The 25,445-nt window shown below is 39.5% G+C and carries 21 protein-coding genes and 1 pseudogene; 21 read left to right on the top strand and 1 reads right to left on the bottom strand.

What is annotated here, in order from left to right; translation table 11 throughout:
* Positions 1-302: 302 nt before the first annotated feature.
* Positions 303-944, bottom strand: a complete 642-nt coding sequence (locus H5975_RS02765; RefSeq protein ID WP_204784791.1) for a YigZ family protein — start codon at positions 942-944, stop codon at positions 303-305.
* A 59-nt stretch (positions 945-1,003) separates the two neighbouring features.
* Here H5975_RS02765 and H5975_RS02760 point away from each other — a divergent pair.
* The 21 genes and pseudogenes from H5975_RS02760 to whiA all read left to right on the top strand — a co-directional run bounded on the left by H5975_RS02760 (position 1,004) and on the right by whiA (position 25,133).
* Positions 1,004-2,326 (top strand): annotated as a pseudogene (locus H5975_RS02760) (DEAD/DEAH box helicase).
* Positions 2,326-3,000: a ComF family protein gene (locus H5975_RS02755; RefSeq protein WP_204784790.1), complete on the top strand. Its 675-nt coding sequence runs from the start codon at positions 2,326-2,328 to the stop codon at positions 2,998-3,000. The pseudogene H5975_RS02760 and the gene H5975_RS02755 overlap by 1 nt, the downstream one beginning before the upstream one ends.
* A gap of 136 nt (positions 3,001-3,136) precedes the next feature.
* Entirely contained in the window at positions 3,137-3,676 is a 540-nt protein-coding gene (hpf, locus tag H5975_RS02750; protein ID WP_178661867.1) for a ribosome hibernation-promoting factor, HPF/YfiA family, read from the top strand.
* 224 nt (positions 3,677-3,900) lie between these two features.
* Positions 3,901-6,264, top strand: coding sequence for a preprotein translocase subunit SecA (gene secA / locus H5975_RS02745; RefSeq protein ID WP_204784789.1), 2,364 nt, complete (start codon positions 3,901-3,903; stop codon positions 6,262-6,264).
* A gap of 73 nt (positions 6,265-6,337) precedes the next feature.
* Positions 6,338-7,454 (top strand): peptide chain release factor 2 gene (prfB, locus tag H5975_RS02740; RefSeq protein ID WP_428832676.1). Its coding sequence is split into 2 segments (ribosomal slippage): positions 6,338-6,397 and positions 6,399-7,454, totalling 1,116 coding nucleotides; the frame shifts between segments, so codons are not numbered across the junction.
* Positions 7,455-7,506: 52 nt separating this feature from the next.
* The gene (locus tag H5975_RS02735; protein ID WP_204784788.1) at positions 7,507-7,833 is read left to right on the top strand and encodes a PspC domain-containing protein; all 327 of its coding nucleotides are present in this window, start codon (positions 7,507-7,509) and stop codon (positions 7,831-7,833) included.
* 2 nt (positions 7,834-7,835) lie between these two features.
* Positions 7,836-8,198, top strand: coding sequence for a phage holin family protein (locus H5975_RS02730; protein ID WP_178661864.1), 363 nt, complete (start codon positions 7,836-7,838; stop codon positions 8,196-8,198).
* Between the two features lie 26 nt (positions 8,199-8,224).
* Positions 8,225-9,187: an HPr(Ser) kinase/phosphatase gene (hprK, locus tag H5975_RS02725; protein WP_178661863.1), complete on the top strand. Its 963-nt coding sequence runs from the start codon at positions 8,225-8,227 to the stop codon at positions 9,185-9,187.
* A complete protein-coding gene (gene lgt / locus H5975_RS02720) occupies positions 9,184-9,996 on the top strand; it encodes a prolipoprotein diacylglyceryl transferase (protein WP_204784786.1) in 813 nt (270 codons plus the stop codon). The genes hprK and lgt overlap by 4 nt, the downstream gene beginning before the upstream one ends.
* A gap of 15 nt (positions 9,997-10,011) precedes the next feature.
* Positions 10,012-11,028 carry an NAD(P)H-dependent glycerol-3-phosphate dehydrogenase gene (locus tag H5975_RS02715; protein WP_204784785.1) on the top strand — a complete coding sequence of 339 codons (1,017 nt, stop codon included), beginning with the start codon at positions 10,012-10,014 and terminating at the stop codon, positions 11,026-11,028.
* A gap of 61 nt (positions 11,029-11,089) precedes the next feature.
* Complete coding sequence (galU, locus tag H5975_RS02710; protein WP_204784784.1) at positions 11,090-12,001, top strand: UTP--glucose-1-phosphate uridylyltransferase GalU; 912 nt, start codon at positions 11,090-11,092, stop codon at positions 11,999-12,001.
* Positions 12,002-12,271: 270 nt separating this feature from the next.
* Positions 12,272-13,210, top strand: a complete 939-nt coding sequence (gene trxB, locus H5975_RS02705; RefSeq protein ID WP_204784783.1) for a thioredoxin-disulfide reductase — start codon at positions 12,272-12,274, stop codon at positions 13,208-13,210.
* A gap of 53 nt (positions 13,211-13,263) precedes the next feature.
* A complete protein-coding gene (locus H5975_RS02700; protein WP_204784782.1) occupies positions 13,264-14,058 on the top strand; it encodes an HAD family hydrolase in 795 nt (264 codons plus the stop codon).
* 83 nt (positions 14,059-14,141) lie between these two features.
* On the top strand, positions 14,142-15,869 hold the full coding sequence (locus H5975_RS02695; protein ID WP_204784781.1) for a phospho-sugar mutase: 1,728 nt from the start codon (positions 14,142-14,144) through the stop codon (positions 15,867-15,869).
* Between the two features lie 60 nt (positions 15,870-15,929).
* On the top strand, positions 15,930-16,568 hold the full coding sequence (locus tag H5975_RS02690) for a YfbR-like 5'-deoxynucleotidase (protein WP_178661855.1): 639 nt from the start codon (positions 15,930-15,932) through the stop codon (positions 16,566-16,568).
* A 161-nt stretch (positions 16,569-16,729) separates the two neighbouring features.
* On the top strand, positions 16,730-17,026 hold the full coding sequence (locus H5975_RS02685) for a hypothetical protein (protein ID WP_204784780.1): 297 nt from the start codon (positions 16,730-16,732) through the stop codon (positions 17,024-17,026).
* 154 nt (positions 17,027-17,180) lie between these two features.
* Complete coding sequence (gene uvrB / locus H5975_RS02680) at positions 17,181-19,220, top strand: excinuclease ABC subunit UvrB (protein WP_204784779.1); 2,040 nt, start codon at positions 17,181-17,183, stop codon at positions 19,218-19,220.
* A gap of 3 nt (positions 19,221-19,223) precedes the next feature.
* Entirely contained in the window at positions 19,224-22,085 is a 2,862-nt protein-coding gene (gene uvrA, locus H5975_RS02675) for an excinuclease ABC subunit UvrA (protein ID WP_204784778.1), read from the top strand.
* 236 nt (positions 22,086-22,321) lie between these two features.
* The gene (gene rapZ / locus H5975_RS02670; RefSeq protein ID WP_204784777.1) at positions 22,322-23,191 is read left to right on the top strand and encodes an RNase adapter RapZ; all 870 of its coding nucleotides are present in this window, start codon (positions 22,322-22,324) and stop codon (positions 23,189-23,191) included.
* Between the two features lie 11 nt (positions 23,192-23,202).
* On the top strand, positions 23,203-24,186 hold the full coding sequence (locus H5975_RS02665) for a gluconeogenesis factor YvcK family protein (protein ID WP_204784776.1): 984 nt from the start codon (positions 23,203-23,205) through the stop codon (positions 24,184-24,186).
* Between the two features lie 14 nt (positions 24,187-24,200).
* On the top strand, positions 24,201-25,133 hold the full coding sequence (whiA, locus tag H5975_RS02660; protein ID WP_178661849.1) for a DNA-binding protein WhiA: 933 nt from the start codon (positions 24,201-24,203) through the stop codon (positions 25,131-25,133).
* Positions 25,134-25,445 lie beyond the last annotated feature (312 nt).

Below are 25,445 nucleotides of genomic sequence, written 5' to 3'. Positions count from 1 at the left end.
TGAGCTTTTCGACGGACCATTAACCTGTAGGTAACCAATCCACGTATAACAGAGTGGTTAACTGTCGAGAGACTATGTTTCTGAGATTTTCCCATGGGAATAAAAACGATTAGTGCCAAGTTTTTGCTTGACAATGGTCACTTCATAACAGCGTGACAGAAGTCGTTTACGACCTCGTTTTCACGCCCCCGCAAGCAACAATAGGGGCCTAGCGTTCGGTTTGCCGAATGCTAGGCCCCATTGTTGTACTGCGCTGTTCGTATTTAATGATTGTAGTCTGACTAATGACACAGCCCGAATTTTTATTCCTTATAAGGGATTTCATTAAAACGATGCCCTACTTCAGTAATATGCAATTGACCATGAAATTGATTGTTTAAATTATCAATTACTGAAGTAATATCATCATCATTGACAAAAATATTAGTTGTAACCTGGACGCCATATTCTTCATTAGCAATTTCAATCTGTTGCTCTTTTAAAAAGTATAAAAGCTGGTCATGGAGATTATAGGGCACCTTAATCTGTAAAATTGCTTGTTTAACACGTTGAACAAGCCCAGCTTCATGAAGCGCCTCAGAAGTGACATTACTGTAAGCCCTGATTAAGCCACCGGCTCCTAGCTTAATTCCACCAAAGTACCTAGTAACAACTGCGCATACATCATGAACATGGGTAAGTTGCAATGATTCAAGAATTGGTACTCCGGCAGTCCCGCTTGGTTCACCATTATCACTTTCACGCTGAATATGATCATCATCACCAACCATATAGGCAAAGCAGTTATGGTTAGCTTTTCGATTAGCGTTGCTAACTTGCTTAATAAATTGCTTGGCATCATCTTCAGAGTGAATTCTGGATAGAGAGCAAATAAATCGTGATTTTTTAATCACAATTTCATGACTAACGTTGTTGCTAATAGTTAAGTACACTTTTTTATTCATTTTGCTATTCCTTAATTAAAATGATTAATTTTCTCGTCTTTAAAATGGGGAGGAAATTTATGGATATTACTTTATTATATGGACGACGGGAATTGCACCCCATTATAGATCAGTCTGCAAAGATACCACCTTGCGTACAATTACTGCCAACAATGGAAGTGGGTCATCATGTGCGTTGTTTAAGATGTAATTCCTTACATTATTCTGCAAAGGTTCAATTACCGCGTGACCAATATTACTGTCCAACCTGTATTAACTTAGGACGAGTATCAACCTTAGATCAATTTTATCACGTCCCAGAACCAAATGAATTTGAATCACTTACATCTCCATTAACATGGTGTGGCAAATTATCTCCGCTTCAGGAGAAAATTTCTAATGAGGTGCGAATCAGCATGAAGCATCATGAAAGAAGGCTGCTGTGGGCAGTTACTGGTGCTGGTAAAACAGAAATGATTTTTTCGACTATTGAACAAGCAATCCAAAATCGTGAACGAATTTGCATTGCATCTCCTCGTGTAGATGTTTGTTTAGAACTTTTTCCGAGATTACAAGCAGCTTTTAAGAGCGTTGAGATGGTGTTGCTTCACGGAAAACAGGACGAGCCGTATCGCTACTGCCAGGTAACTGTTTGTACAACGCATCAATTATTACGATTTTATCATGCGTTTGATTTGTTAATTGTAGATGAAGTTGACTCCTTTCCATATGCAGCTAACCAACAATTGATTTTTGCTACTGAACAAGCAAAAAAAGAAGATGGTGGCCTGTTAATGATGACGGCGACTCCCGGTGAATTATTAACTAGAGCGGTAAAGACTGGTAAATTAAAGGTTAGTTATTTGCCTTTACGTTATCATGGACATTTATTGCCGACCATTCAGCGCTTGCGGATTAATAATCAATGGCAACAGAAATTAGGGCAAGGAAAGTTCCCGTTAATTATCAAAAAATTGATCCAAAAGCGATTACAGCAAAAACAGCGTTTTTTATTATTCGTACCGCGGATTGATGATCTTCCCAAGATATCTAAAATCTTAAAACATGAGGTTAGTCAGGCACGTTTTACAACAGTACACGCAACTGATGAGAACCGTCTGCAAAAAGTGCAACGAATGCGTGATGACGAGTATGATTTTTTAGTTACGACCACCATTTTGGAAAGGGGAGTAACTTTTCCAGAGATTGATGTTGGTGTAATTGGGGCGGATGATGATGTTTTTTCTAGTTCGGCATTGGTGTAAATTGCCGGACGAGTTGGTCGTTCTAGCAATCGACCAACTGGATCAGTAACATTCTTTATTAACGAAAATTCACGGAACGTTCAATTAGCAGTTAAACAAATTGGTTATATGAATCGATTAGGAAAGAGGCTGATTTAATGGAGTGTCTTCTGTGCGGGACAATTATCAATTGGCAACCGACACTTTGGGATTTGCTTTGTTTTAAAAAATTAACCCCGCCACGGGTCTGTGCACGTTGCAGTCAGTCTTTTACAAAAATCGGCAATGCGGACCGGTGTCGGGGATGTGGTCGGCAAAGAGGAAACCTGTGTGAAGATTGTCAACGTTGGCAACAAAAACTCGGATGGATAATTCATAATCAAAGTTTGTTTGAATATAATGATGCAATGAAGGATTACATGCAAAGGTATAAATTTATGGGGGATTATCGGCTCCGTCAAGTGTTTAGTCATGAACTAACCACTTTAGTTTGCCAACAAAACGCTGATTTAATAATTCCAATTCCTATTAATCAGCATACTTGGCAAACAAGGGGATTCAATCAGGTTACAGCAATGCTTGATTGTCGTTATTCTGTGGACATTATTGGTACTAAAGCAGGCAATAAGGAAGTTTTTCAGTCTCAAAAGGGAAGACAGCAACGGCTCAGAACTAGTCAACCTTTTGTACTGCTAAATAAGGACGAAATTTGTCAAAAAAGTATTTTATTAGTAGACGATGTTTATACTACCGGTAGGACAATCTACCATGCAGCAACGTTATGTTATCAGGCCGGATGTCGATCTATTAAAAGTATTACGTTAGCAAGTTAAAAATTTTTAAATACGCTCCAGAATAAATTGTTTATTAGGGTAAATCAAACTATAATATAGTTAAGGATATGAGAAGAGTGGTCCTTCTGATATTCAGAACAAGCCCGGTCGCTTGTACTGAAAGGAGTAAAGTACAATGTTAAAATTCAATATTCGTGGAGAAAATGTTGACCTCACTGATGCCATTCGTGACTATGTAGAAAAGCGGATTAGCAAGATCAGCAAGTTCCTTGAAGACAATGTTGATGCTACTGCTCACGTAAACTTGAAGGTTTACAAGAACAAGACTTACAAAGTTGAAGTTACCATTCCTCTTCCTTACTTAACTTTGCGAGCAGAAGAAACATCTAACGATATGTACGCAAGCATCGATTTAGTTACTGACAAATTGGAACGGCAAATTCGTAAGTACAAGACGAAGGTAAACCGTAAGTCACGTGAAAAGGGCCTGAAGAACATGGAATTTGTTCCGGGTGATGATAGTGATGACACAGATGCATTAAAGATTGTGCGTACCAAGGAAATTTCTTTGAAGCCAATGGACTCTGAAGAAGCGGTTCTGCAAATGGATATGCTTGGTCATGATTTCTTCATTTTCCAAGATGCAGATACTAATGGTACGAGTGTTGTTTACCGTCGTAAAGATGGTCGTTATGGTTTAATCGAAATCAACTAAACTAACTTGTAGAAACATGTTTTAAGAGGGAGTTGGAGCGATCCAACTCTTTTTAATTTGTCCTATTATAAAAGTTTCCATCAGTACTTTTACATGGTACAATGGGTTGTATATATCATTACCGTGGTGTTCTGTGCATAAAAATATGTAACAGCGAGAATTGATTATGATTCTTTCATGAACAACGAACACCATCAAAAAAACATGAAAGAAAGGACACTTCTATGGCAAACATACTTAGAAAGTGGATTGAGAGTGATCGCCGTGAATTGAGGCGGATTAACAAAATAGCTAACAAAGTTGAAAGCTATGCTGACGAAATGAGTAAATTGACCGATGATGAACTTCAGGCCAAGACTCCAGAACTGAAACAAAAACTCAAAAATGGTTCAACGCTCGACCAACTATTACCAGAAGCCTTTGCGGTAGCTCGTGAAGGGGCAAAACGTGTTCTAGGTTTATATCCATTCCATGTTCAGATTATGGGTGGGATTGTCCTTCACGAAGGAAATATTGCTGAAATGAAAACTGGTGAAGGGAAGACGTTAACTGCCACAATGCCAGTTTATTTAAATGCTTTAAGTGGCAAGGGCGTTCATGTTATCACCGTTAATGAGTACCTTTCACAACGTGATGCTGAGGAAATGGGAAAGTTATATAAGTGGTTAGGATGCACCGTTGGAGTTAACGGAGCCGAAAAGACTCCCGAAGAAAAACGGGCTGCTTATCAATGTGACATCATGTACTCGACCAATAGTGAAATTGGTTTTGACTATTTACGTGATAACATGGCGGTTTATAAGGAAGACCAAGTACAAAGAGGATTAAATTATTGTATTGTCGATGAGGTTGACTCGATTTTGATTGATGAAGCGCGGACGCCTTTAATCATTTCAGGACCGGGGACAGGAACTTCAAAGCTTTACAAACAGACCGATAAATTCGTTAAGCAGCTAAAGAAGGATGACGATTACAAGATTGACTTGGAATCTAAGACCGTTTCTTTGACTGATGAGGGAATTAAGAAGGCTGAAAAATACTTTAATTTGGAGAACCTTTATAACCCAGAAAACACCGCGCTAACGCACCACCTGGATCAAGCGCTTCGTGCTAACTACATCATGCTCCGTGATAAGGATTATGTGGTTTCTGATGGAGAAGTCTTAATTGTTGATTCATTTACCGGACGGGTAATGCAAGGACGGCGGTTCTCTGACGGATTACACCAAGCAATTGAAGCTAAGGAAGGTGTTGAAATCCAAGAAGAGAACAAGACGATGGCCAACATCACTTATCAGAACTTGTTCCGGATGTATAACAAGCTTTCCGGGATGACTGGGACGGCCCGGACCGAAATGGAAGAATTCCGTGAAATTTACAACATGGAAGTAATTACCATTCCTACAAACCGTCCGGTAGCCAGAAAGGATGAACCAGATTTACTATATCCTACATTGGATAGTAAGTTCTCGGCAGTTGTAAAACGGATCAAAAAGTTACATGATAAGGGCCAACCAATCTTAGTAGGGACTGTAGCTGTTGAAACGTCTGAACACTTGTCCCACTTACTGGATCAAGCCCACATTCCTCATGTTGTTTTAAATGCGAAGAACCATAAAAAGGAAGCCGACATCATTAAGAATGCCGGACAAGTTGGTGCAGTTACAATTGCTACTAACATGGCCGGACGGGGAACTGATATTAAATTAGGCCCTGGTGTTAAGGAGCTTGGTGGACTAGCAGTCATTGGTACTGAACGTCACGAATCGCGGCGGATTGATAATCAGCTACGGGGGAGATCTGGTCGACAGGGAGACCCAGGCCTTTCACAGTTCTACCTATCCCTTGAAGATGATTTGATGCGGCGCTTCGGTGGTGACCGTATTAAGGCCTTTTTAGACCGGATGAAGGTTGAAGGCGACGATGCTGTTATTAAGAGTCGGTTCTTAACTCACCAAGTTGAATCTGCTCAAAAGCGGGTTGAAGGTAATAACTATGATTCCCGTAAGAACGTTCTTCAATATGATGATGTAATGCGTGAACAGCGTGAAATTATTTATAAGGAACGCCAGCAAGTCATTACTGAAAGTAAATCTTTAAAGTGGGTTCTAATGCCAATGGTAAAGCGGACCATTCAACGCGAAGTCGACCAACATACACTTGGTGATCAAAAGGATTGGAAACTGCAAGAGATTGTTGATTTTGCAGGAGAAGTACTCGTAAACCCTGATAGCATTAGTGTTAATGATTTGGAAGGCAAGAACCAACAGGAAATTGTTGATTACTTAATGAGTCTTGCTGAAGGGGTATATAAGGATAAGCAGCGTCAACTGTATGATGCAGATCAAATGCTTGAATTTGAAAAGGTAGTTATTTTACGTGTGGTTGATGCCCACTGGACAGACCATATTGATGTAATGGATCAATTCCGTCAATCTGTTGGATTGCGTGGTTATGGACAATTGAATCCATTGGTAGAATACCAAACAGCTGGTTACCATATGTTTGAACAAATGATTGCCGATATTGAATACGAAGCAACACGACTCTTTATGAAGTCTGAAATTCGGCAAAACGTTACCCGATAATAGGTAAGGTTGTTAAAATATAAAGCAGCAGTACCTTGTGGGCTGCTGCTTTTTGTATTAAGGAGACGAGATTGTGGAATTAACAGATATTAATAAAAAAATTGCAGATATGCAGACAGAAGTTACGCACTTCGGGAGGTCTCTTTGACCTTGATGCATTAAATGAACGGATTGCGGAAAACGAACAGCGAATGGCAGAGCCTGACTTTTGGAATGATAGTGAAAAAGCGCAAAAATTGATTAATGATAATAACCAATTAAAAGAAAGACGGGACACATTTACTCACCTTCGAGATCAGCTAGATGAACTAGCAACTTCTGTAGAGTTGCTTAAAGAGATGCCCGATGATGATCTGGAACAAGATTTACATCAAAAGTTACCAGTCGTTGAAAAGGAATTGCATGAATACCGGTTGAGTCAGTTATTAAGTGGTCAATACGATGCTAATAATGCAATTTTGGAAATTCATCCAGGAGCTGGTGGTACGGAAGCACAAGACTGGGGTGAGATGCTTTTGAGGATGTATATCCGTTGGGCTGAGCAACATCATTTTGAGGTTGAGACGGCATCATATGAAGCTGGTGAAGAAGCCGGTATCAAAAGTGTCACCCTCCTCATTAAGGGACATAATGCATTTGGCTACTTACACCCAGAAAAAGGGGTGCACAGACTAGTCCGCATTTCTCCGTTTGATGCTGCCGGAAGGCGACATACTTCCTTTGCATCTGTCGATGTAATGCCGGAATTAGATGAAAGTGTGGAGATCGATATTGACCCATCCGATTTGCGTGTTGATACCTTTCGGTCTAGTGGTGCTGGTGGTCAGCATATCAACAAAACTGAATCAGCTGTTCGAATCACCCACTTGCCAACAGGGATTGTTACTTCTTCTCAAGCAGAAAGATCCCAGTTACAAAACCGGGTTACCGCGATGAATATGTTAAAGTCAAAGTTATATGAGCTTGAACAGGAAAAACAAGCCAAGCATCGCGCTGAACTGGAAGGTGAACAACTAGATATTGGTTGGGGATCGCAAATTAGATCGTATGTCTTTCACCCATATACTTTGGTTAAAGATAATCGAACTGGTTATGAAATCCATGATGGTCAAGCAGTCATGGATGGCGACCTTGATCCATTTATTGATGCGTATCTGCAATGGCAACTAAGTCAAAAAAATCCTGATTGATAGCAAAATTATCGTGAGTTAATATTAATCTAAAAGAAGGGATGGCGATTAGATGCGGAAACGAGAGAATCTAAGAAAAAAGCTAACTAAATCTTCTAGTAATAGAGTGATTGCGGGAGTTTTAGGCGGATTTGGTGAGTATTTAAATGTGAAACCCAATACATTACGCATCATTTATTTAATCATTACCGCACTAACCTCGTTTATTCCAGGAATTGTGATTTACTTAATGTTAGCTGTATTGATGCCTGATGACCCCCACCGGGCCACTCCTTGGCGTAATTTATTCAATTCGTTAAATCAGGCTCATCAACATCAAAGTGAGCAAACTCGGAAGGAATTGCATAATGTTGAAGAGACTGATATCAAAAAGGAGTAAACATGCGAGGATATTTTAAAAGTGTAATTATTAACACCGTTTTATTTATCGCTATAGCAGGGTTGCTGAGAAATTCTGGTACATTTTATGTTGCGAGTGTTGGTGTTGCACTTGTAGCCAGTCTGGTTTTAGGAATTTTAAATACACTCGTTAAACCAATTTTGTTCTTACTGTCCTTGCCGATTAATTTTTTAACGTTAGGATTATTCAGTATTGTTATCAATGGTTTGATGTTGCAATTGACATCTATGGTGGTTGGAGCGGATGTGTTTAATTTTTCGTCATTTGGAATGGCAATGGTGGTCGCTATTATCATGTCAATTTGTAACGTGATTATTACACGCCATTTTGAAGAGCCCAACTAGGAGAGCTGGATTAATAGGAGATTAGAATGGAACAAACAGATACAGTTACGGTTAAAGAGTTAGTCCAAAATGCACGGCTAAAAGTCCTTCAGGGTGCTGATTATTTAGATCGTCCAATTGTGACTAGTGATATTTGTCGACCAGCGTTGGAATTTGCTGGTTACTTCACACACTATCCGGCAATGCGAATTCAGTTATTAGGAATTACTGAAACTTCATTTGCCCAAGAATTAACACACGAGAAGAGAAAAAATTATTTAGAGCGGATGTGTCAACCGCAAACACCATGTTTTGTTGTATCAACTGATCTGCCAGTGATGAGTGAGTTGCAAAAGGCGGCAGCTGATGCTCATATTCCTATTTTAGGAACTCATTTAACTTCTTCGCGAGTTTTAGGGAATATGACTTCCTATTTGGTTAGTCGGTTAGCAAAAAGACAGTCAATCCACGGTGTTTTGGTTGATATTAGTGGTGTCGGAGTCCTGATTACTGGAGACTCAGGAGTTGGTAAGAGTGAAACAGCTCTGGAGTTAGTTCGTCGTGGCCACCGGCTAGTTGCTGATGATCGTGTTGAAGTGTATGCACGGGATGAACAAACACTGGTTGGTTCAGCACCCGCAATTTTACAACACCTGATGGAAATTCGTGGAATTGGCATTATTGATGTGATGACGCTATATGGAACTGGATCCATAATGCCTGAAGATACGATTGACTTTATCGTTCACCTGGAAACTTGGACACCTGATACGCAATTTGATCGACTGGGAGACCGGGGCGACAAGCAAATCATTCAAGATGTTGCTGTACCAAAAGTATCCGTTCCTGTGAAAACTGGACGTAATTTGGCAATTATTATTGAATCAGCCGCGATGAACTTCCGTGCCAACACAATGGGTTATGATGCTACTAAGACATTTGATGATAATTTGAATAAGCTCATCAAAAAGAATTCGATTGAAGATGAGAAGGGTAATCAGAAAGCATGATAAATATTGCAGCTCTTAACCCCATTGCCGTGCATTGGGGACCATTTCAAATCCATTGGTATGGTGTCATTATTGCTACTGGAGTGATACTGGCATTGATTATGTCAGTCCGTGAAGGACGACGGCGCGGTATTCCAGAGGATGATTTTTATGATTATCTGCTCTGGGCTTTACCGATTGCGATTATTTGCGCAAGAATTTATTACGTGGTATTTCAGTGGCCATATTATTCTGTCCATCCAGACGAAATTATTGCCATTTGGGATGGTGGAATCGCAATTTATGGAGCCATTTTAGGTGGCTTTGCAGTAATGTATTTTTTCTGCAAACATCACCAAATTAAAATGTGGACGATGCTTGATATTGTTTCCCCAGCAGTTATTATGGCTCAAGGGATTGGCCGTTGGGGTAACTTTATGAATCAGGAGGCATTTGGTAAAATTACCACTAAGGCCTACTTACAGTCGCAACATCTTCCTGAATGGATCATTCAGCAAATGAATATTCAAGGCTCTTATCGAATTCCCACATTCTTGTACGAGTCATTGTGGGATTTGACAGGATTTGTATTATTACTATTAATCCGTCATCGTCCACATTTTTTGAAGCAGGGAGAGGTATTTTTATCCTATGTTGCTTGGTATGCGGCTGGACGTTTCGTTATTGAAGGAATGCGGACTGACAGCTTAATGTTGGGGCCAATTCGGGTTTCCCAATTATTGTCAGTAATATTTTTTGTTGGTGCTCTTGTCATTTGGATATGGCGAAGGTACCATCAAGGATCAAAGTTGCCATGGTATATTAATTAAAAGAGGTATTAAATAATGGGTGAAAAAGTTGCAGTTCTTGGTGCAGGTTCCTGGGGTAGCATTCTAGCTAACCTGCTTGTTGAAAATGGTCATGATGTTAAACTGTGGTCACGTGATCCTGAACAAGTTGAAGCGCTCAATGAGTGGCACATTAATCCACAATACATGAAAGATTTCAAATATAATAAAAAGCTGATTGCTACAAATGACATGGAAGATGCAGTAAATGGTGCAAAGTATGTCTTAGTTGTAATCCCAACAAAGGGATTACGAGATGTAGCTGGTAAATTAAATAAGGTACTAGAAAAGCAAGATAGTACTCCGCTGATCATTCATGCTACAAAGGGCTTGGAACAGGATACTTACAAGCGTCCTTCAGAAATGTTAGCTGAAGAAATTGCTCCGCAGCATCGTGAGGACATTGTGGTACTATCCGGGCCAAGTCATGCAGAAGACGTGGCTATTCAGGATATGACAGCAGTAACCGCAGCTTGTGCAAATATGAGTAGTGCCGAAAAGGTTCAGAAACTATTTAGCAACAATTTCTTTAGGGTTTATACCAATGATGATGTCATCGGTGCTGAGTTTGGTGCGGCATTAAAGAACATTGTTGCAATTGGTGCAGGAGCTTTACAAGGGTTAGGCTATAAGGATAATGCAAGGGCTGCCCTAATCACCCGTGGATTAGCAGAAATTCGTCGGTTAGGAGTGGCTTTTGGCGCAAATCCATTCACATTCATTGGACTTTCAGGAGTTGGTGATTTAGTTGTGACGGCTACTAGTAAGAATTCCCGAAATTGGCGTGCTGGATACCAATTAGGTCAAGGACGTCAGCTGGAAGATGTTATTAGTCATATGGGTATGGTCATCGAAGGTGTTTATACAACTAAAGCGGCTTATGAATTAGCACAAAAGCGTCAAGTGAAGATGCCTATTACTGAGGCCCTGTACCACGTTTTATATGAAGGGCAAAATATTGAAACAGCTATTACCAATTTAATGGATCGAGAAGTTACGTCAGAATTAGAGTAATAGTACGATATGTGATAGAATGATAACGTATACATTTTATTGATGGAAGGATTTTAGATTTATGAAACAAGTACGAAAAGCAATTATTCCTGCTGCTGGACTGGGGACCCGATTCTTACCAGCTACTAAGGCACTTGCTAAGGAAATGTTGCCAATTGTTGATAAACCAACAATTCAATTTATTGTTGAAGAAGCACGGAAATCAGGAATTGAAGATATTGTGGTAGTTGATGGTAAGAATAAGCGTTCTATTGAAGACCACTTTGATTCTAACCCTGAACTAGAAGATAACCTACGTGCAAAGCATAAAGATGATATGTTGAAGTTGGTTGAAGAAACTACTGATATCAACATTTACTTTATTCGTCAATCACACCCACGTGGCTTAGGTGACGCTGTTTTAACTGCTCGTGATTTTATCGGTGACGAACCATTTGTTGTAATGTTGGGTGATGACTTAAACAATATTAACAACAATGGAAATGCTTTAACACAAGAATTGATTGACAGCTACCACCAAACTGGTGCTTCAACGTTAGCTGTAATGCGAGTACCACATGAAGACACTGCTAAGTACGGGGTTATTAATCCTAGTGCTGAAGTTGAAAAGGGCTTATATAACGTTACTAGCTTTGTAGAAAAGCCAGATCCAAAAGATGCTCCAAGTGATCTTGCTATTATTGGTCGGTACGTCTTTACTCCAGAAATTTTTGACGTATTAGCAAAGACCAAGCCTGGTAAGGGTGGCGAAATCCAATTAACGGATGCTATTAATACTCTTAACAAGACGCAACGAGTATTTGCCCACGAATATAGGGGTGATCGTTATGATGTTGGGAACAAGTTCGGCTGGATTCAAACCAATGTTGAATATGGTTTGCAACACCCACAAACTAAGGACGAATTACGCGATTACATCAAGAAGCTTGGTGCTAAATTAGCAGCTGAAGATAATAAAAAGACAACTAAGTAGTTCTTTTCAAATTGATAATCGTAATAATTTAACAATTAGTGAGATTGACACTGTTAATCTTGTTATCTATTTAAGGCCTTAAATATTCGAATGTTCGGATGTTTAAGGCCATTTTTAAATACTGCAGTAACGAGACGAAGTTAGGGAATTTTTTGCAATTTGAAACAGTATTTTTTATAATAAATATAGCTTACAAATAGTAAGTAGTAACTAGACGCTAAAATCTTAATCGACTAAAATAGAATTAATATTAATTGGGAGGTCGATATAATGGCTGAAGAGAAGAAACTGAACTATGATGTTGTTATTGTTGGGGCTGGGCCAGCTGGAATGACAGCAGCATTGTATGCCTCACGTGCCAATTTATCTGTCTTAATGCTTGACCGTGGAATCTATGGTGGTAATTTAAACAATACTGCGACAATTGAAAATTACACTGGTTTTCCTTCAGTAGAAGGTCCCGACTTAGCTAAACAAATGTACGAGGGAGCAACCCAATTTGGCGCTGAATATGCTTATGGTACGGTTACGAATGTCCAAATGGATGGCGAACTTAAGAAGATTACTACTGACATGGGGGACAAATTCACAGCTAAAGCACTAGTGATTGCTAGTGGATCTGACCAGAAAAAACTGGGTGTTCCAGGAGAAGAAGAATATAGTGGAAAAGGTGTTTCTTACTGTGCTGTATGTGATGGAGCATTCTTCAAAGGCAAGCACTTAATCGTTGTTGGCGGTGGTGATTCTGCAGTTGAAGAAGGAATGTATTTAACGCAGTTTGCTGATAAGGTCAGTGTATTAGTTCGTCGTGATCATTTACGAGCTGCTGCTGTTGCACAGGAAAAGGCAAAAAATAACAGTAAAATGGAATTTATCTTTAACACTAGTGTTACATCAATCATCGGTGATGGACAAAAGGTTACTGGAGTAAAAACTCATGATAACAAGACTGGTGAAGATGGAGAAATGTCTGCAGACGGAGTCTTTATTTACATTGGTAATGTTCCTCTAACCACTGCTTTTCGTGGGCTTGATATTTTGGATGACCAAGGCTGGGTAATTACGGACGATAAAATGGCCACTAAATTACCAGGGGTCTTTGCTATTGGCGATGTTCGTGAAACACCATTACGGCAGATTGCAACCGCAGTTGGTGATGGTGCACTGGCGGGCCAAGAAGTCTTTAAGTATGTTGACAATTTGAAATAGTATTGGAGGGTGTGTTGTTTGAAAGACGAACACACCTTTTTTGAGGTGGAAAAATGGTTAAATATTTAATAACAGATATGGATCACACCCTGTTACAAGAGGACGGCGAGCTGGATGATATCACTATTAGAACCATTCGGCAGTCACCAATACAGGTGAGTTTAGCATCGGCACGTAATCCATATTCAATGATTAAATATGTCCAACAGTTACAATTGTCTGGTCCTCATTTAGCGATGAATGGTTCCATTATTTTTCAGGTTACTAATGATCAAATCAAACTATTGCAAAAGAAGGTTATTAATCGTCGGCTGAGCCTTATGGTTCAACAGTTTCTCAATCAAAATTATCCTGATATCGATTTTACTTGGATTACAGCAGACCATTGGTATATCCCTAAAATGACTCCAGAAATGAAAGAAGAAATGCAATATTCTGGTGTGCAACCAGTAATCGGACAACAATTAGTCAACACAGCAGAACCGTGTCAAATCGTTTTAATCATTAAAGATCAAACCAGGTTCCAACAAGTTCAAGCAGCATTACGTTCTAAGTTTGGCGATCATCAATTGACAGTCCGCAGTTCAGGTGATGGCTATTTAACTATTAACCCTTGTGGTGTTAATAAAGGGACCTTGGTAAAATATTTAATTAATGAAAAGGAAATCTCACGCTCTGTGATTGCAGGAGTTGGCGATGATCAAAATGATCTACCCTTGTTGGCAGCTGTCGGTCATCCCTTGGCGGTGAACAATGCAGTTGATAGCGTTAAAGAAATGGCTGATCAAATTATTCCTGGAAATCAAGAAGACGGGATTGCTCAATATTTACAACAATTCAGTCACTAAATAGTCATAAAGTAATGATATTAGGGATAAGTATTGGTAAAATAGATTCAGGTTAAAAGAATTGAGATTGGAGATGCATTGTAGTGAGTTGGAAAGAAACCTACGAGCAATGGTTAAAACAACCAAATTTAGCACCAACATTAAAAGCTGAACTAGATGCTATGAAGGATGATAAAGAGATTGAAGATGCTTTTTATGGTCCATTATCATTTGGGACTGCCGGAATGCGTGGATTGATGGGCCCTGGTATTAATCGCATGAACATTTATACTGTCCGTCAAGCTACCGAAGGGCTAGCAGTTCTAATGGATTCACTAGGCGATGAAGTAAAACAACGTGGTGTCTCAATTAGTTATGATTCACGTCATCATTCTCGTGAATTTGCACATGATTGTACGCGAGTTCTAGGTGCTCATGGTATTCAAACGTACATTTATGATAATGTTCGTCCAACACCTGAATTATCATTTGCTGTTCGGTATAACCATTCATATGCTGGAATTATGATTACTGCTAGTCATAATCCAAAAGAATATAACGGTTATAAGATTTATGGTGAAGACGGAGGTCAAATGCCACCTAAGGAATCAGATATGATTACTGGATATATTCGCCAAATTAAAGACATCTTTAACATTCAATTAGCTGATGAGCAGGAAATGCTCAACAACGGGTTAGAAGTAATTATGGGTGAAGATGTTGATCACGCCTACCTTGAGCATGCTAAGGAAGTAACGATTAATAAGAGTTTGGCACAAAAGTATGGTAAGGATATGAAGTTTGTGTTCTCACCACTTTGTGGGACTGGTCGAATGTTAGGTGAACGTGCTTTACGCCAAGCAGGCTTTACTAACTTTACGATTGAACCAACTGAAGCACAACCAAATGGTGATTTTCCAGGATTGGAACATCCTAATCCAGAATTTCCTGAAGCTTTCGTCCGTTCTATCAAGCTTGGTAAGGAAGTTGATGCTGATGTGCTAATTGCAACAGACCCCGATGCTGACCGGCTTGGCTGCGCGGTTCGTCAACCAAACGGAGACTACCAACTCTTAACTGGTAATCAAATCGCATCAGTAATGCTTCATTACATTTTGGAAGCTCATAAACAAGCAGGCACTCTACCTGCCAACGCGGCTGCGGTAAAGTCAATTGTATCTACCAATTTTGCCGCTAAGATTGCTGCTGACTACAATGTTCAAATGATTAATGTTTTAACTGGTTTTAAGTGGATTGCTGATCAAATTCACCAATACGAATCAGGTAAAGCTGATCATACCTTCATGTTTGGGTTCGAAGAAAGTTATGGTTATCTGATTAAACCTTTTGTTCGTGATAAGGACGCAATTCAATCACTAACGTTGTTAGCTGAAATTGCTGCTTATTATAAGAGCCGGAATATGACGATGTATGATGGGGTCCAAGAATTGTTCGAAAAATATGGTTACTTCAAGGAAAAGACCATTTCTAACACCTATGCCGGAGTTGACGGTCCTGCGAAGATTCAAGGATTAATGAAGAAGTTCAGAGAAGAAGCCCCAACTGAATTTGCTGGTCACAAGGTTGTATTGACTGAAGACTTCTCAAACAATACTAAGAAGACAGCTGATGGGAAGATTAGTGAACTAGGAATCCCTGAATCAAACGTATTACGGTATGTATTGGATGACGATACTTGGATTGCCATTCGGCCATCTGGTACAGAACCTAAGTTGAAGTTCTATATTGGAACTAGTGCCGATTCAGACACCGCTTCAGAACAAAAACTTACTGATTTTGAAAATGCATTACAAGCATTTGCAGAAGCTTAACACAAAAAAAGGATTGGCACTTGGTTGTGACAATCCTTTTTAATAAAGGAGGTAATCCGGATGGGAATGCATGAATATTTAAAGAGTTTAAGTGATTTAGAAATGATTAATCGAGCTCCGGGCTATTTCAAATTTGAGCAACATAATGTTGCAGCACACTCGTTTAAAGTAACACAGGCTGCTCAGATGTTGGGAGACATTGAAGAACAAGCGGGAAATGAAATTGACTGGCGTTCCTTGTATGAGAAGGCATTAAATCATGACTATACAGAACGTTTTATCGGTGATATTAAGACACCGGTAAAATACGCGACTCACGAACTACGTCAAATGTTAGCACGAGTGGATACATCTTTGACAGAGAACTTTATAAAAAAGGAGATCCCTAAAGAATTTCAATCTGCATATGAACGGCGTTTTTCAGAGGGCAAAGATGACACTATAGAAGGAAAGATTCTGTCAGTAGCAGATAAAATTGATTTAATGTACGAATCATTTGGCGAAATTCAAAAGGGTAATCCAGAACCGGTTTACATGGACATTTACAAATCAAGCCTGACCGCAATTATGAAATTTCGTGAAATGGCGAGTGTCCAATATTTCTTAAAAAGAATTTTGCCGGAATTATTAAAAGACAATGCAGATGCCAATGCTAAGAATCAGTTAGCGATTGCTACTACCCAAATTATTCAACAATAATAATGGTTAGAATGGTATAAATATGCTTATTTAAGACAAATGTACGGTTCAGTGTCTGTTATTTCAAAATAAAACTCCTATACTAATAATTGAAAGGGAAGAGGTTTTCCACATTTTGTCCGCTTGCTTTTCAAATCACAGAGGTGAAGGAGGTAATTACAATGTTTAACGTGGTATTTTGGATTTTAGCAATTTGGTTTATTGTTAACGTAATCTGGATGTGGTTTAGATTTAATGATCAAAAGTTACAAAAGACATTTGCGTGGATTAACTGTCTAGCAATTGTCATTGGCTTTTGGGTTTACTATGGAGTTACTCATGATGCAAACAGCTTAGCAAACTGGTTCATTTGCTTAAACTGGGCGAACGTTATTCTTGCAATTATCCAATTTTACTTTGGTTATCGTCATAATAATGCTGGACATACTGCAGGGCACACAGCAGTTCATGGCAATTAGTTAACTAAGATACTTTGTGAATAAAATGACCTGGAAATTAGCGAAATTTCACTAATTTTCGGGTCTTTTTATATGCTGAAATAACGTTTAGACGAATGAATGTTCGTGTGCTAAAATTATAACAGTTACTTACTGATAAGAAGGAGGACTGGTTATGATTTTCCGTCAACCGGATAAAATGTTTGATTTGGTCTCAGATTATAAACCTACTGGAGACCAACCCGAAGCTATTGAACAGCTTACCAAAGGAGTAGAAGATGGCGATAAAGCACAGATTTTATTGGGTGCGACCGGGACTGGTAAAACCTTTACTATCTCCAATGTAATTGCCAACGTTAATAAGCCAACCCTAATATTGTCACATAACAAGACTCTTGCTGGACAATTGTATGGAGAAATGAAAAAGTTTTTTCCTCATAATGCGGTCGAGTATTTTGTTTCCTACTATGATTATTATCAGCCTGAAGCATATGTGCCATCTAGTGATACTTATATTGAAAAAGATGCCTCCATTAATGATGAAATCGACCAACTGAGACACTCAGCTACCAGTTCTCTGTTGGAACGTAATGATGTGATCGTAGTGGCTTCTGTATCTAGTATTTTTGGATTAGGTTCACCGGCTGAATACCAAAATCACGTTATTTCTTTACGGACTGGACAGGAAATTTCTCGTGATCGGTTGTTGCGTGAATTAGTAAATATTCAATTTGATCGGAACGATATTGATTTTCAAAGGGGACGTTTTAGAGTACGTGGGGACGTTGTTGAAGTTTTCCCAGCTTCACGTGAAGAGAAAGCCCTACGAATCGAATTTTTTGGTGATGAAATTGACCGGATTCGCGAAGTCGATGCCTTAACAGGAGAAGTATTAGGTGATCGAGAACACGTCTCTATTTTCCCAGCGACCCACTTCTTAACTACTGAAGAAACAATGAAGGTTGCTTTGCCAGAAATTGAAGCAGACATGAAAAAGCAGGTTACTAAGTTTACTGAAGAGGGAAAATTATTAGAGGCGGAGCGAATTCAACAACGGACAACATATGACATTGAAATGATGCGCGAAATGGGTTACACGAATGGTATTGAAAATTATTCCCGTTATATGGATCGTCGTAAACCCGGAGAACCGCCGTTCACGCTGATGGATTTCTTCCCGAAAGATTTCCTGTTAGTGGTAGATGAATCTCACCAAACGATGCCGCAAGTTCGGGGAATGTACAATGGTGATCGGGCACGTAAAAAACAATTAATTGATTATGGTTTTAGATTACCAAGTGCTCTAGATAACCGTCCTTTGAAGTTGGATGAATTTGAAAAACGGGTTCACCAAGTCATTTATATGTCAGCTACCCCGGGTCCTTATGAAGAGGCCCAAACTGACCACGTTGTTCAACAAATTATTCGACCAACTGGACTATTAGATCCAACAATTGAGGTTCGCCCAGTTATGGGACAGATTGATGACCTTGTTGGGGAAATTAATAAACGGATTGAGAAACATGAGCGGGTACTAATTACGACACTAACTAAAAAAATGTCGGAAGACCTTAGTGATTATTTGAAAGATCTTGGCCTGAAGGTAAAGTATTTGCATAGTGATATTAAAACTCTTGAAAGAACCCAGATTATTCGTGATCTTCGCTTAGGAAAATTTGATGTATTGGTTGGTATTAACCTGCTTCGGGAGGGGTTAGATATTCCTGAAGTATCACTGGTAGCCATCTTGGACGCTGACAAGGAAGGTTTCTTACGAAATGAACGTTCATTAATTCAAACGATTGGGCGTGCTGCGCGTAATGAACATGGTGCGGTAATTATGTATGCCGATACCATTACTGATTCGATGAAGGCAGCAATTAATGAGACCAAGCGCCGGCGGACAATTCAAGAGCAATACAACAAAGAGCATGGAATTGTGCCAAAGACAATTATTAAGCCAATTCAAGATGCTATTTCTGCTGTCAAGCCTGCAGAAAAGCAGGATGATGATCAAAGCGCAGAGTTCACTGATCAAGATTTTGCAAAATTATCTGCTAAACAGCAGCAAGATATGATCGACGAATTAACGGAACAAATGCGGTCAGCTGCTAAACGTCTAGATTTCGAACAAGCAGCAACGCTTCGTGACACTGTCATGGAATTAACTGCCAAAATGAAGGGCAAGAAGAAGGTTAAGCAAGGAGGTAAGTAGTTCGTGGCAAATGATAAAATTATAGTTCATGGTGCTCGTTCACATAACTTAAAAAACATTGATGTCCAGATTCCGAAAAATAAACTAGTAGTAATTACAGGGCTTTCAGGATCTGGAAAAAGTTCACTAGCCTTTGATACCTTGTATGCAGAAGGGCAACGCCGTTATGTTGAGAGTCTTTCTGCATATGCACGTCAGTTTTTAGGTCAAATGGATAAACCAGATGTTGATTCTATCGATGGTCTTTCTCCGGCCATTTCTATTGATCAAAAGACGACGTCGCATAACCCACGTTCAACAGTGGGAACTGTAACCGAAATTAATGATTTTCTCCGATTACTATGGGCCCGTGTTGGGACCCTTATATGTCCAAATGATAATATTCCTATTACCAGCCAATCTCCAGAACAGATGGTTAATCGAGTATTGGAGTTGCCAGAGCGAACAAAATTACAAGTGTTATCACCTGTAGTTCGTGACAAAAAAGGGACCCAGAAAAAAGTTTTGGCTAAAATCAAACGTGAAGGGTTTGTACGGGTACAAGTAGATGGCGAAACTTATGATATTGAAGAGGTACCAGAGTTAGATAAGAATAAGAAGCACACGGTTAATGTCGTTGTGGACCGGATTATTGTTAAAGATGGTGTAAGGTCACGATTATTTGACTCATTTGAATCGGCATTGCGGCTAAGCGACGGCTATGCAATTGCGGATGTTATTGGTGGTGAACCAATTCCTTTTTCTGAACAGTATGCATGCCCCATTTGTGGATTTACAGTTGGGGAGCTTGAACCACGCCTGCTTTCGTTTAATGCTCCCTTAGGTGCCTGTCCAGTTTGTGAAGGCTTGGGTTCTAAATTAGAAGTCGACATTGACTTGGTGGTCCCTGATAAGACAAAGACTTTGCGAGAAGGAGCGTTAGTTCCATGGAATCCAATTTCTTCTCAATACTATCCATCCATGCTTGAGCAATTTTGCAAGTCTGAAAAGATTGATATGGATAAGCCATTTAATAAGTTAACTAAACGCCAGCGAGAAAAAATTTTGTATGGCAATGGTGATAAACTATTCCACTTTCATTATGAAAATGATTTTGGCGGTGTCCGTGACGTTGATGTGCCATTTGAAGGGGTAGTGAACAACGTTTCGCGGCGCTATAAGGAGACTAATTCAGACTTTACACGTGAACAAATGCGCAAGTATATGGCGGAATTACCATGTCCCGCTTGTCATGGGTATCGTTTAAATGAGCAAGCATTATCCGTTAAGATTGATGGCGAAAATATTGGAGAAGTCTCTGCTTTACCAATCAGCAAAGCATTACCATTCTTCAAAAACATTAAATTAGATGACCAAAAATCAGCAATTGCAAAGCCAATTTTAAAAGAGATTATTGATCGGTTAACTTTTATGCAAAATGTCGGTGTTGAATATTTAACACTGAGCAGATCTGCACGAACTTTGTCTGGTGGGGAAGCTCAACGAATTCGGTTGGCGACCCAAATTGGCTCTAATCTATCAGGGGTAATGTATGTGCTTGATGAACCGTCCATTGGTCTTCATCAACGAGACAATGATCGATTAATAAACTCTCTGAAAAAAATGCGTGACCTAGGGAACACATTGATTGTCGTGGAACACGACGAAGACACTATGCGTGCTGCAGACTATATTGTTGATATTGGACCTGGTGCTGGTGAAAATGGTGGTCAAGTAATGGCTGCTGGAACACCAAAACAGATTATGAGAAGCCGGAAGTCAATAACAGGGCAGTATTTGTCAGGTAAGAAGTTTATTTCAGTCCCGGAGAAACGTCGTCAAGGGAACGGCAAGTTCATTACTGTTAAGGGAGCTGCCGAGAATAACTTGAAAGATATTGATGTACGCTTCCCATTAGGTAAATTTATTTGTGTAACAGGAGTTTCTGGTTCTGGAAAATCGACGCTGGTTAATCAAATTTTGAAGCGGATATTGGCTCAAAAGTTAAACAACAATTCTGCAAAACCTGGTAAATATAAATCCATCACTGGTGTTGATAATATTGAAAAGATTATTGATATTGACCAATCACCGATTGGGCGAACACCACGGAGTAACCCGGCAACCTATACGGGAGTATTTGATGATATCCGAGAACTGTTTGCACAAACCAATGAAGCTAAAATGCGTGGTTACACAAAGGGACGGTTTTCCTTTAATGTTAAAGGTGGTCGATGTGAAGCGTGTCATGGTGATGGTATTTTAAAGATTGAGATGAACTTCTTGCCAGATGTTTACGTTCCATGTGAAGTTTGTCATGGTACCAGATATAATTCTGAGACTCTTGAAGTTCAGTACAAGGGTAAAAATATCGCAGAAGTACTTAATATGACCGTTACTGAAGCACTTGACTTCTTTAGTGCCATTCCAAAAATTCGCCGCAAGTTGCAAACTATTCAAGATGTTGGCCTAGGTTACGTCCACTTAGGCCAACCCGCAACTACTTTATCTGGTGGTGAAGCACAGCGGATGAAGTTAGCCAGTGAATTGCATCGTCAATCCAATGGTAAGAGTTTCTATATTTTAGACGAACCAACTACTGGATTACATATGGATGACATCAAACGATTGTTAAATGTCTTGCAAAGGTTAGTTGATGCAGGAAATACGGTTTTGGTAATCGAACATGATTTAGATGTTGTCAAATCCGCCGATTGGCTCATCGACCTTGGACCAGAGGGCGGTGAAGCTGGTGGTTATGTTGTAGCTACTGGGACTCCTGAAGAAGTTGCTGAAGTCGAAGGAAGCTATACTGGAAAATACTTAAAGCCGATGCTTGAACGTGATCGTAAGTGGGCTGCTGAACGTCAAGCAAAGGGACATTAAAGGATGGCTTAATTAAAAGATCATTGCTAAGTATCTATACGAATAGACCCGAAGAATTCGGTTTGCCGAACGCTTCGGGTCATTTGTATTCTAACAACTGTGTAGCAAAGCAGCCCTTCATTTTTAAATAACGGACATAGTGAGTTTGTTTTTGAACCATTTTATTCAGATGAGTTCTAAAATGACACGCCCGGTGTGTTACAATATAAAAGTATTTTGTTAAAGGAGGCATATCAATGTCCCAAAAATTGGAAGTGGTGATCATCACAGGAATGAGTGGTGCTGGTAAAACAGTTGCTGTTCAACTTTTTGAAGATCTCCGCTATTTTGTAATTGATAATATGTTGCCAACATTAGCTGATAAGTTTATTGATGTCATTCAGCAATCTAACGAATTTTCTAAAATGGCAATGGTGATGGATACGCGAGCAAAAGGATTTTATGACCAAGTGCTCCCGGTCATCAAGGAGTTGCGCAATCGTAATGATATTAACACGAGGGTACTATTTTTAGACGCAACCAACGCAGAATTAGTCACTCGGTATAAGGAGACGCGTCGTGCCCACCCCTTGGCACAACAGGACGGGGTACTTGCTGGCATTGAACGTGAACGAAAACTTTTGGGTGAATTAGCATCACAGGCCGATGTCAAAATTGATACTACCAATCTGACCCCACGGAACTTAAGAACAAGGTTAACGGAAGTATTTAATAATGGTGAGGGAACGGAATTTTACGTAGATGTGATGTCATTCGGCTTTAAGTATGGTTTGCCGTTAGACGCTGATATTGTGATGGATGTTAGATTCTTGCCAAATCCCTTTTACATTCCTGAACTAAAACACTTAACTGGTAATGACAAGGCGGTTCAGGACTATGTACTGCAAAGTTCAGAGGCACAAGAGTTTTACAAGCATCTTTATTCACTGATTATGACCGCTTTGCCAGGATATATTAAAGAAGGAAAGACTAGTCTGACGATTGCCATTGGTTGTACTGGTGGGCAACACCGGTCGGTCACAATTGCAAACAAGTTGGCAGCTGACCTCAAAGCGGCACAGTATCTGGTTAATTCACATCATCGTGATGTAGATAAGGCACAATAAGGAGGAATCCAATGTTTCATAAACCAAAAATTGTGATTATTGGTGGCGGAACAGGGCTACCCGTTATTTTAAGTGGACTACGTGATAAATCAGTAGATATCACTGCGATTGTAACGGTTGCAGACGATGGCGGATCTTCGGGGATCCTCCGCAATTACGTCAATGTCGTGCCACCTGGCGATATTAGAAACGTTTTAGTAGCCCTCTCTGAGTTGCCGAGTATTGAAAAAGATCTTTTTCAATATCGTTTTAAGAGTGCAGACAAATTTTTAGCTGGTCATGCGATTGGCAACTTGATTATTGCTGCGCTACAAGAAATGCGGGGCAATATTTTTGATGCAGTTCAAGAACTATCTGAACTGATGCGTATCCATGGACATATTTTTCCTGTTGCAAATGAGCCATTAACGCTAAATGCAGAGTTTATGGATGGTTCAAAGTTGAAGGGTGAATCAGAAATTACGGCAGCACATAACCAAATAAAACGGGTTTGGGTAACTGGTGGTAAAGAAAACCAGGATCCTGAGGCCATGCATCAGGTTGTGGACGCCATTATGAACGCTGACCAAATCGTTTTAGGACCAGGAAGTTTGTTCACAAGCATTTTACCTAATTTGATGATTAAAAACGTTGGCGAGGCCGTCAAGAAGACTAAAGCTGAAGTTGTTTATATTTGCAATATTATGACGCAAAAGGGTGAAACAGACCATTTTACCGATGCTGACCATGTCAGGGTCTTAAATCGGCACCTGGGTGAAAAAGTAATAGATACAGTGTTGGTTAATATTCAACCTGTACCAAAAGACTACATTAATTTTCAAGAATGGAATGAAATATCACAGCCCGTAACTCATGACTTTGCTGGTTTACGAGAACAGGGTTGTCGAGTAATTTCAGCTAATTTCTTACGGTTACGAGATAATGGTGCATTTCATGATCGTGACAAAGTAGTAAATGAATTAATTAATCGATTGCACGATGTGCATTCCGACTAAGAAAGGGTGATTGGATGTCCTATGCCAGTCAAGTTAAGAAAGAGCTTACCGGTTTAAAAGTCCATAAGGATAATGCTAAAGCAGAATTAATGGCATTAATCCGGATGAATGGCTCCATTGGGATTGCTAATCAGCAAATGGTTTTGAGTGTTCAAACCGAAAGTCCCGCCATTGCTCGGCGAATCTATTCATTATTAAAAGATTTCTTTCAGGTTGAATCAGACATTGTGGTTCGACGTAAAATGAAGCTTAAAAAAAATAACACCTACGTTGTTCGATTGCGATACCATGTCCAATCGTTATTAACGGAATTGGGGATTCTAGATGGCTTTCACATTATGGAACGGGTGCCAATGGAATTGTTAAAAGATGATTTAATGATTCAATCATACTTACGTGGTGCATTTTTAGCCGGTGGGTCAGTTAATAATCCTGAAACTTCGCGTTATCATTTAGAAATATATTCACTTTATGAAGAACATAATGAAATGATTGCCGAAATGATCAATCATTTTCAATTAAACGCCAGGACAACAGCCCGGCGAAGCGGTTATATTGTTTATTTAAAAGAAGCGGAAAAAATTGCGGATTTTCTCCAATTAATAGGAGCTACTAACAGTATGCTAGAATTTGAAAATATTCGAATTGTCCGTGATATGCGCAATTCAGTAAATCGCTTAGTCAATTGTGAAAATGCAAATATGGATAAGGTGGCAAATGCAGCGAACCGTCAAGTTGAGAATATTCAATTTATTGATCGTCATGTGGGACTCAATAATATTCCAGAAAAATTGCGTGAAATTGCATTAACACGGTTATCGCATCCAGAGGTAAGTCTAAAGGAACTTGGGGAATTAGTTCCAGGTGGTCCCATTTCAAAATCGGGGGTCAATCATCGTCTGAGAAAATTAAATGCCTATGCGGATAAAATTCGTGAAGGAGAATAAAAAAGGCTCTATATTAAATCCTGTTGATGGATTACCTTATGGTAATCTACAACAGGATTTTTATTTGTAAAATAAAGAAAGGAAGCCATCACGACTTCCCTCCACACAAACTACGACCAAATAGCTCTGCTATTGAAAGGAGTAATCATGATGACTTCTGATACTAATTTTATCGAATTTGCACTGGGAATTAAAGATTCCAACGGTGGATTATAGAATGAAGTTAGCCACCCAGTTGGTGGTAAATAAAAAAACGCCATTCGGCGTGACATCAGGTATCATATTAAGTGAACCAAACCTATATGAAAGGAT

Origin of the sequence: Limosilactobacillus coleohominis (assembly GCF_016901675.1) — a bacterium.
GTDB classification, from domain to species: Bacteria; Bacillota; Bacilli; order Lactobacillales; family Lactobacillaceae; genus Limosilactobacillus; species Limosilactobacillus intestinavium.
The sequence above is the reverse complement of the archived record's forward strand: the minus strand, read 5'-3'. Positions and strand labels throughout refer to the sequence as shown.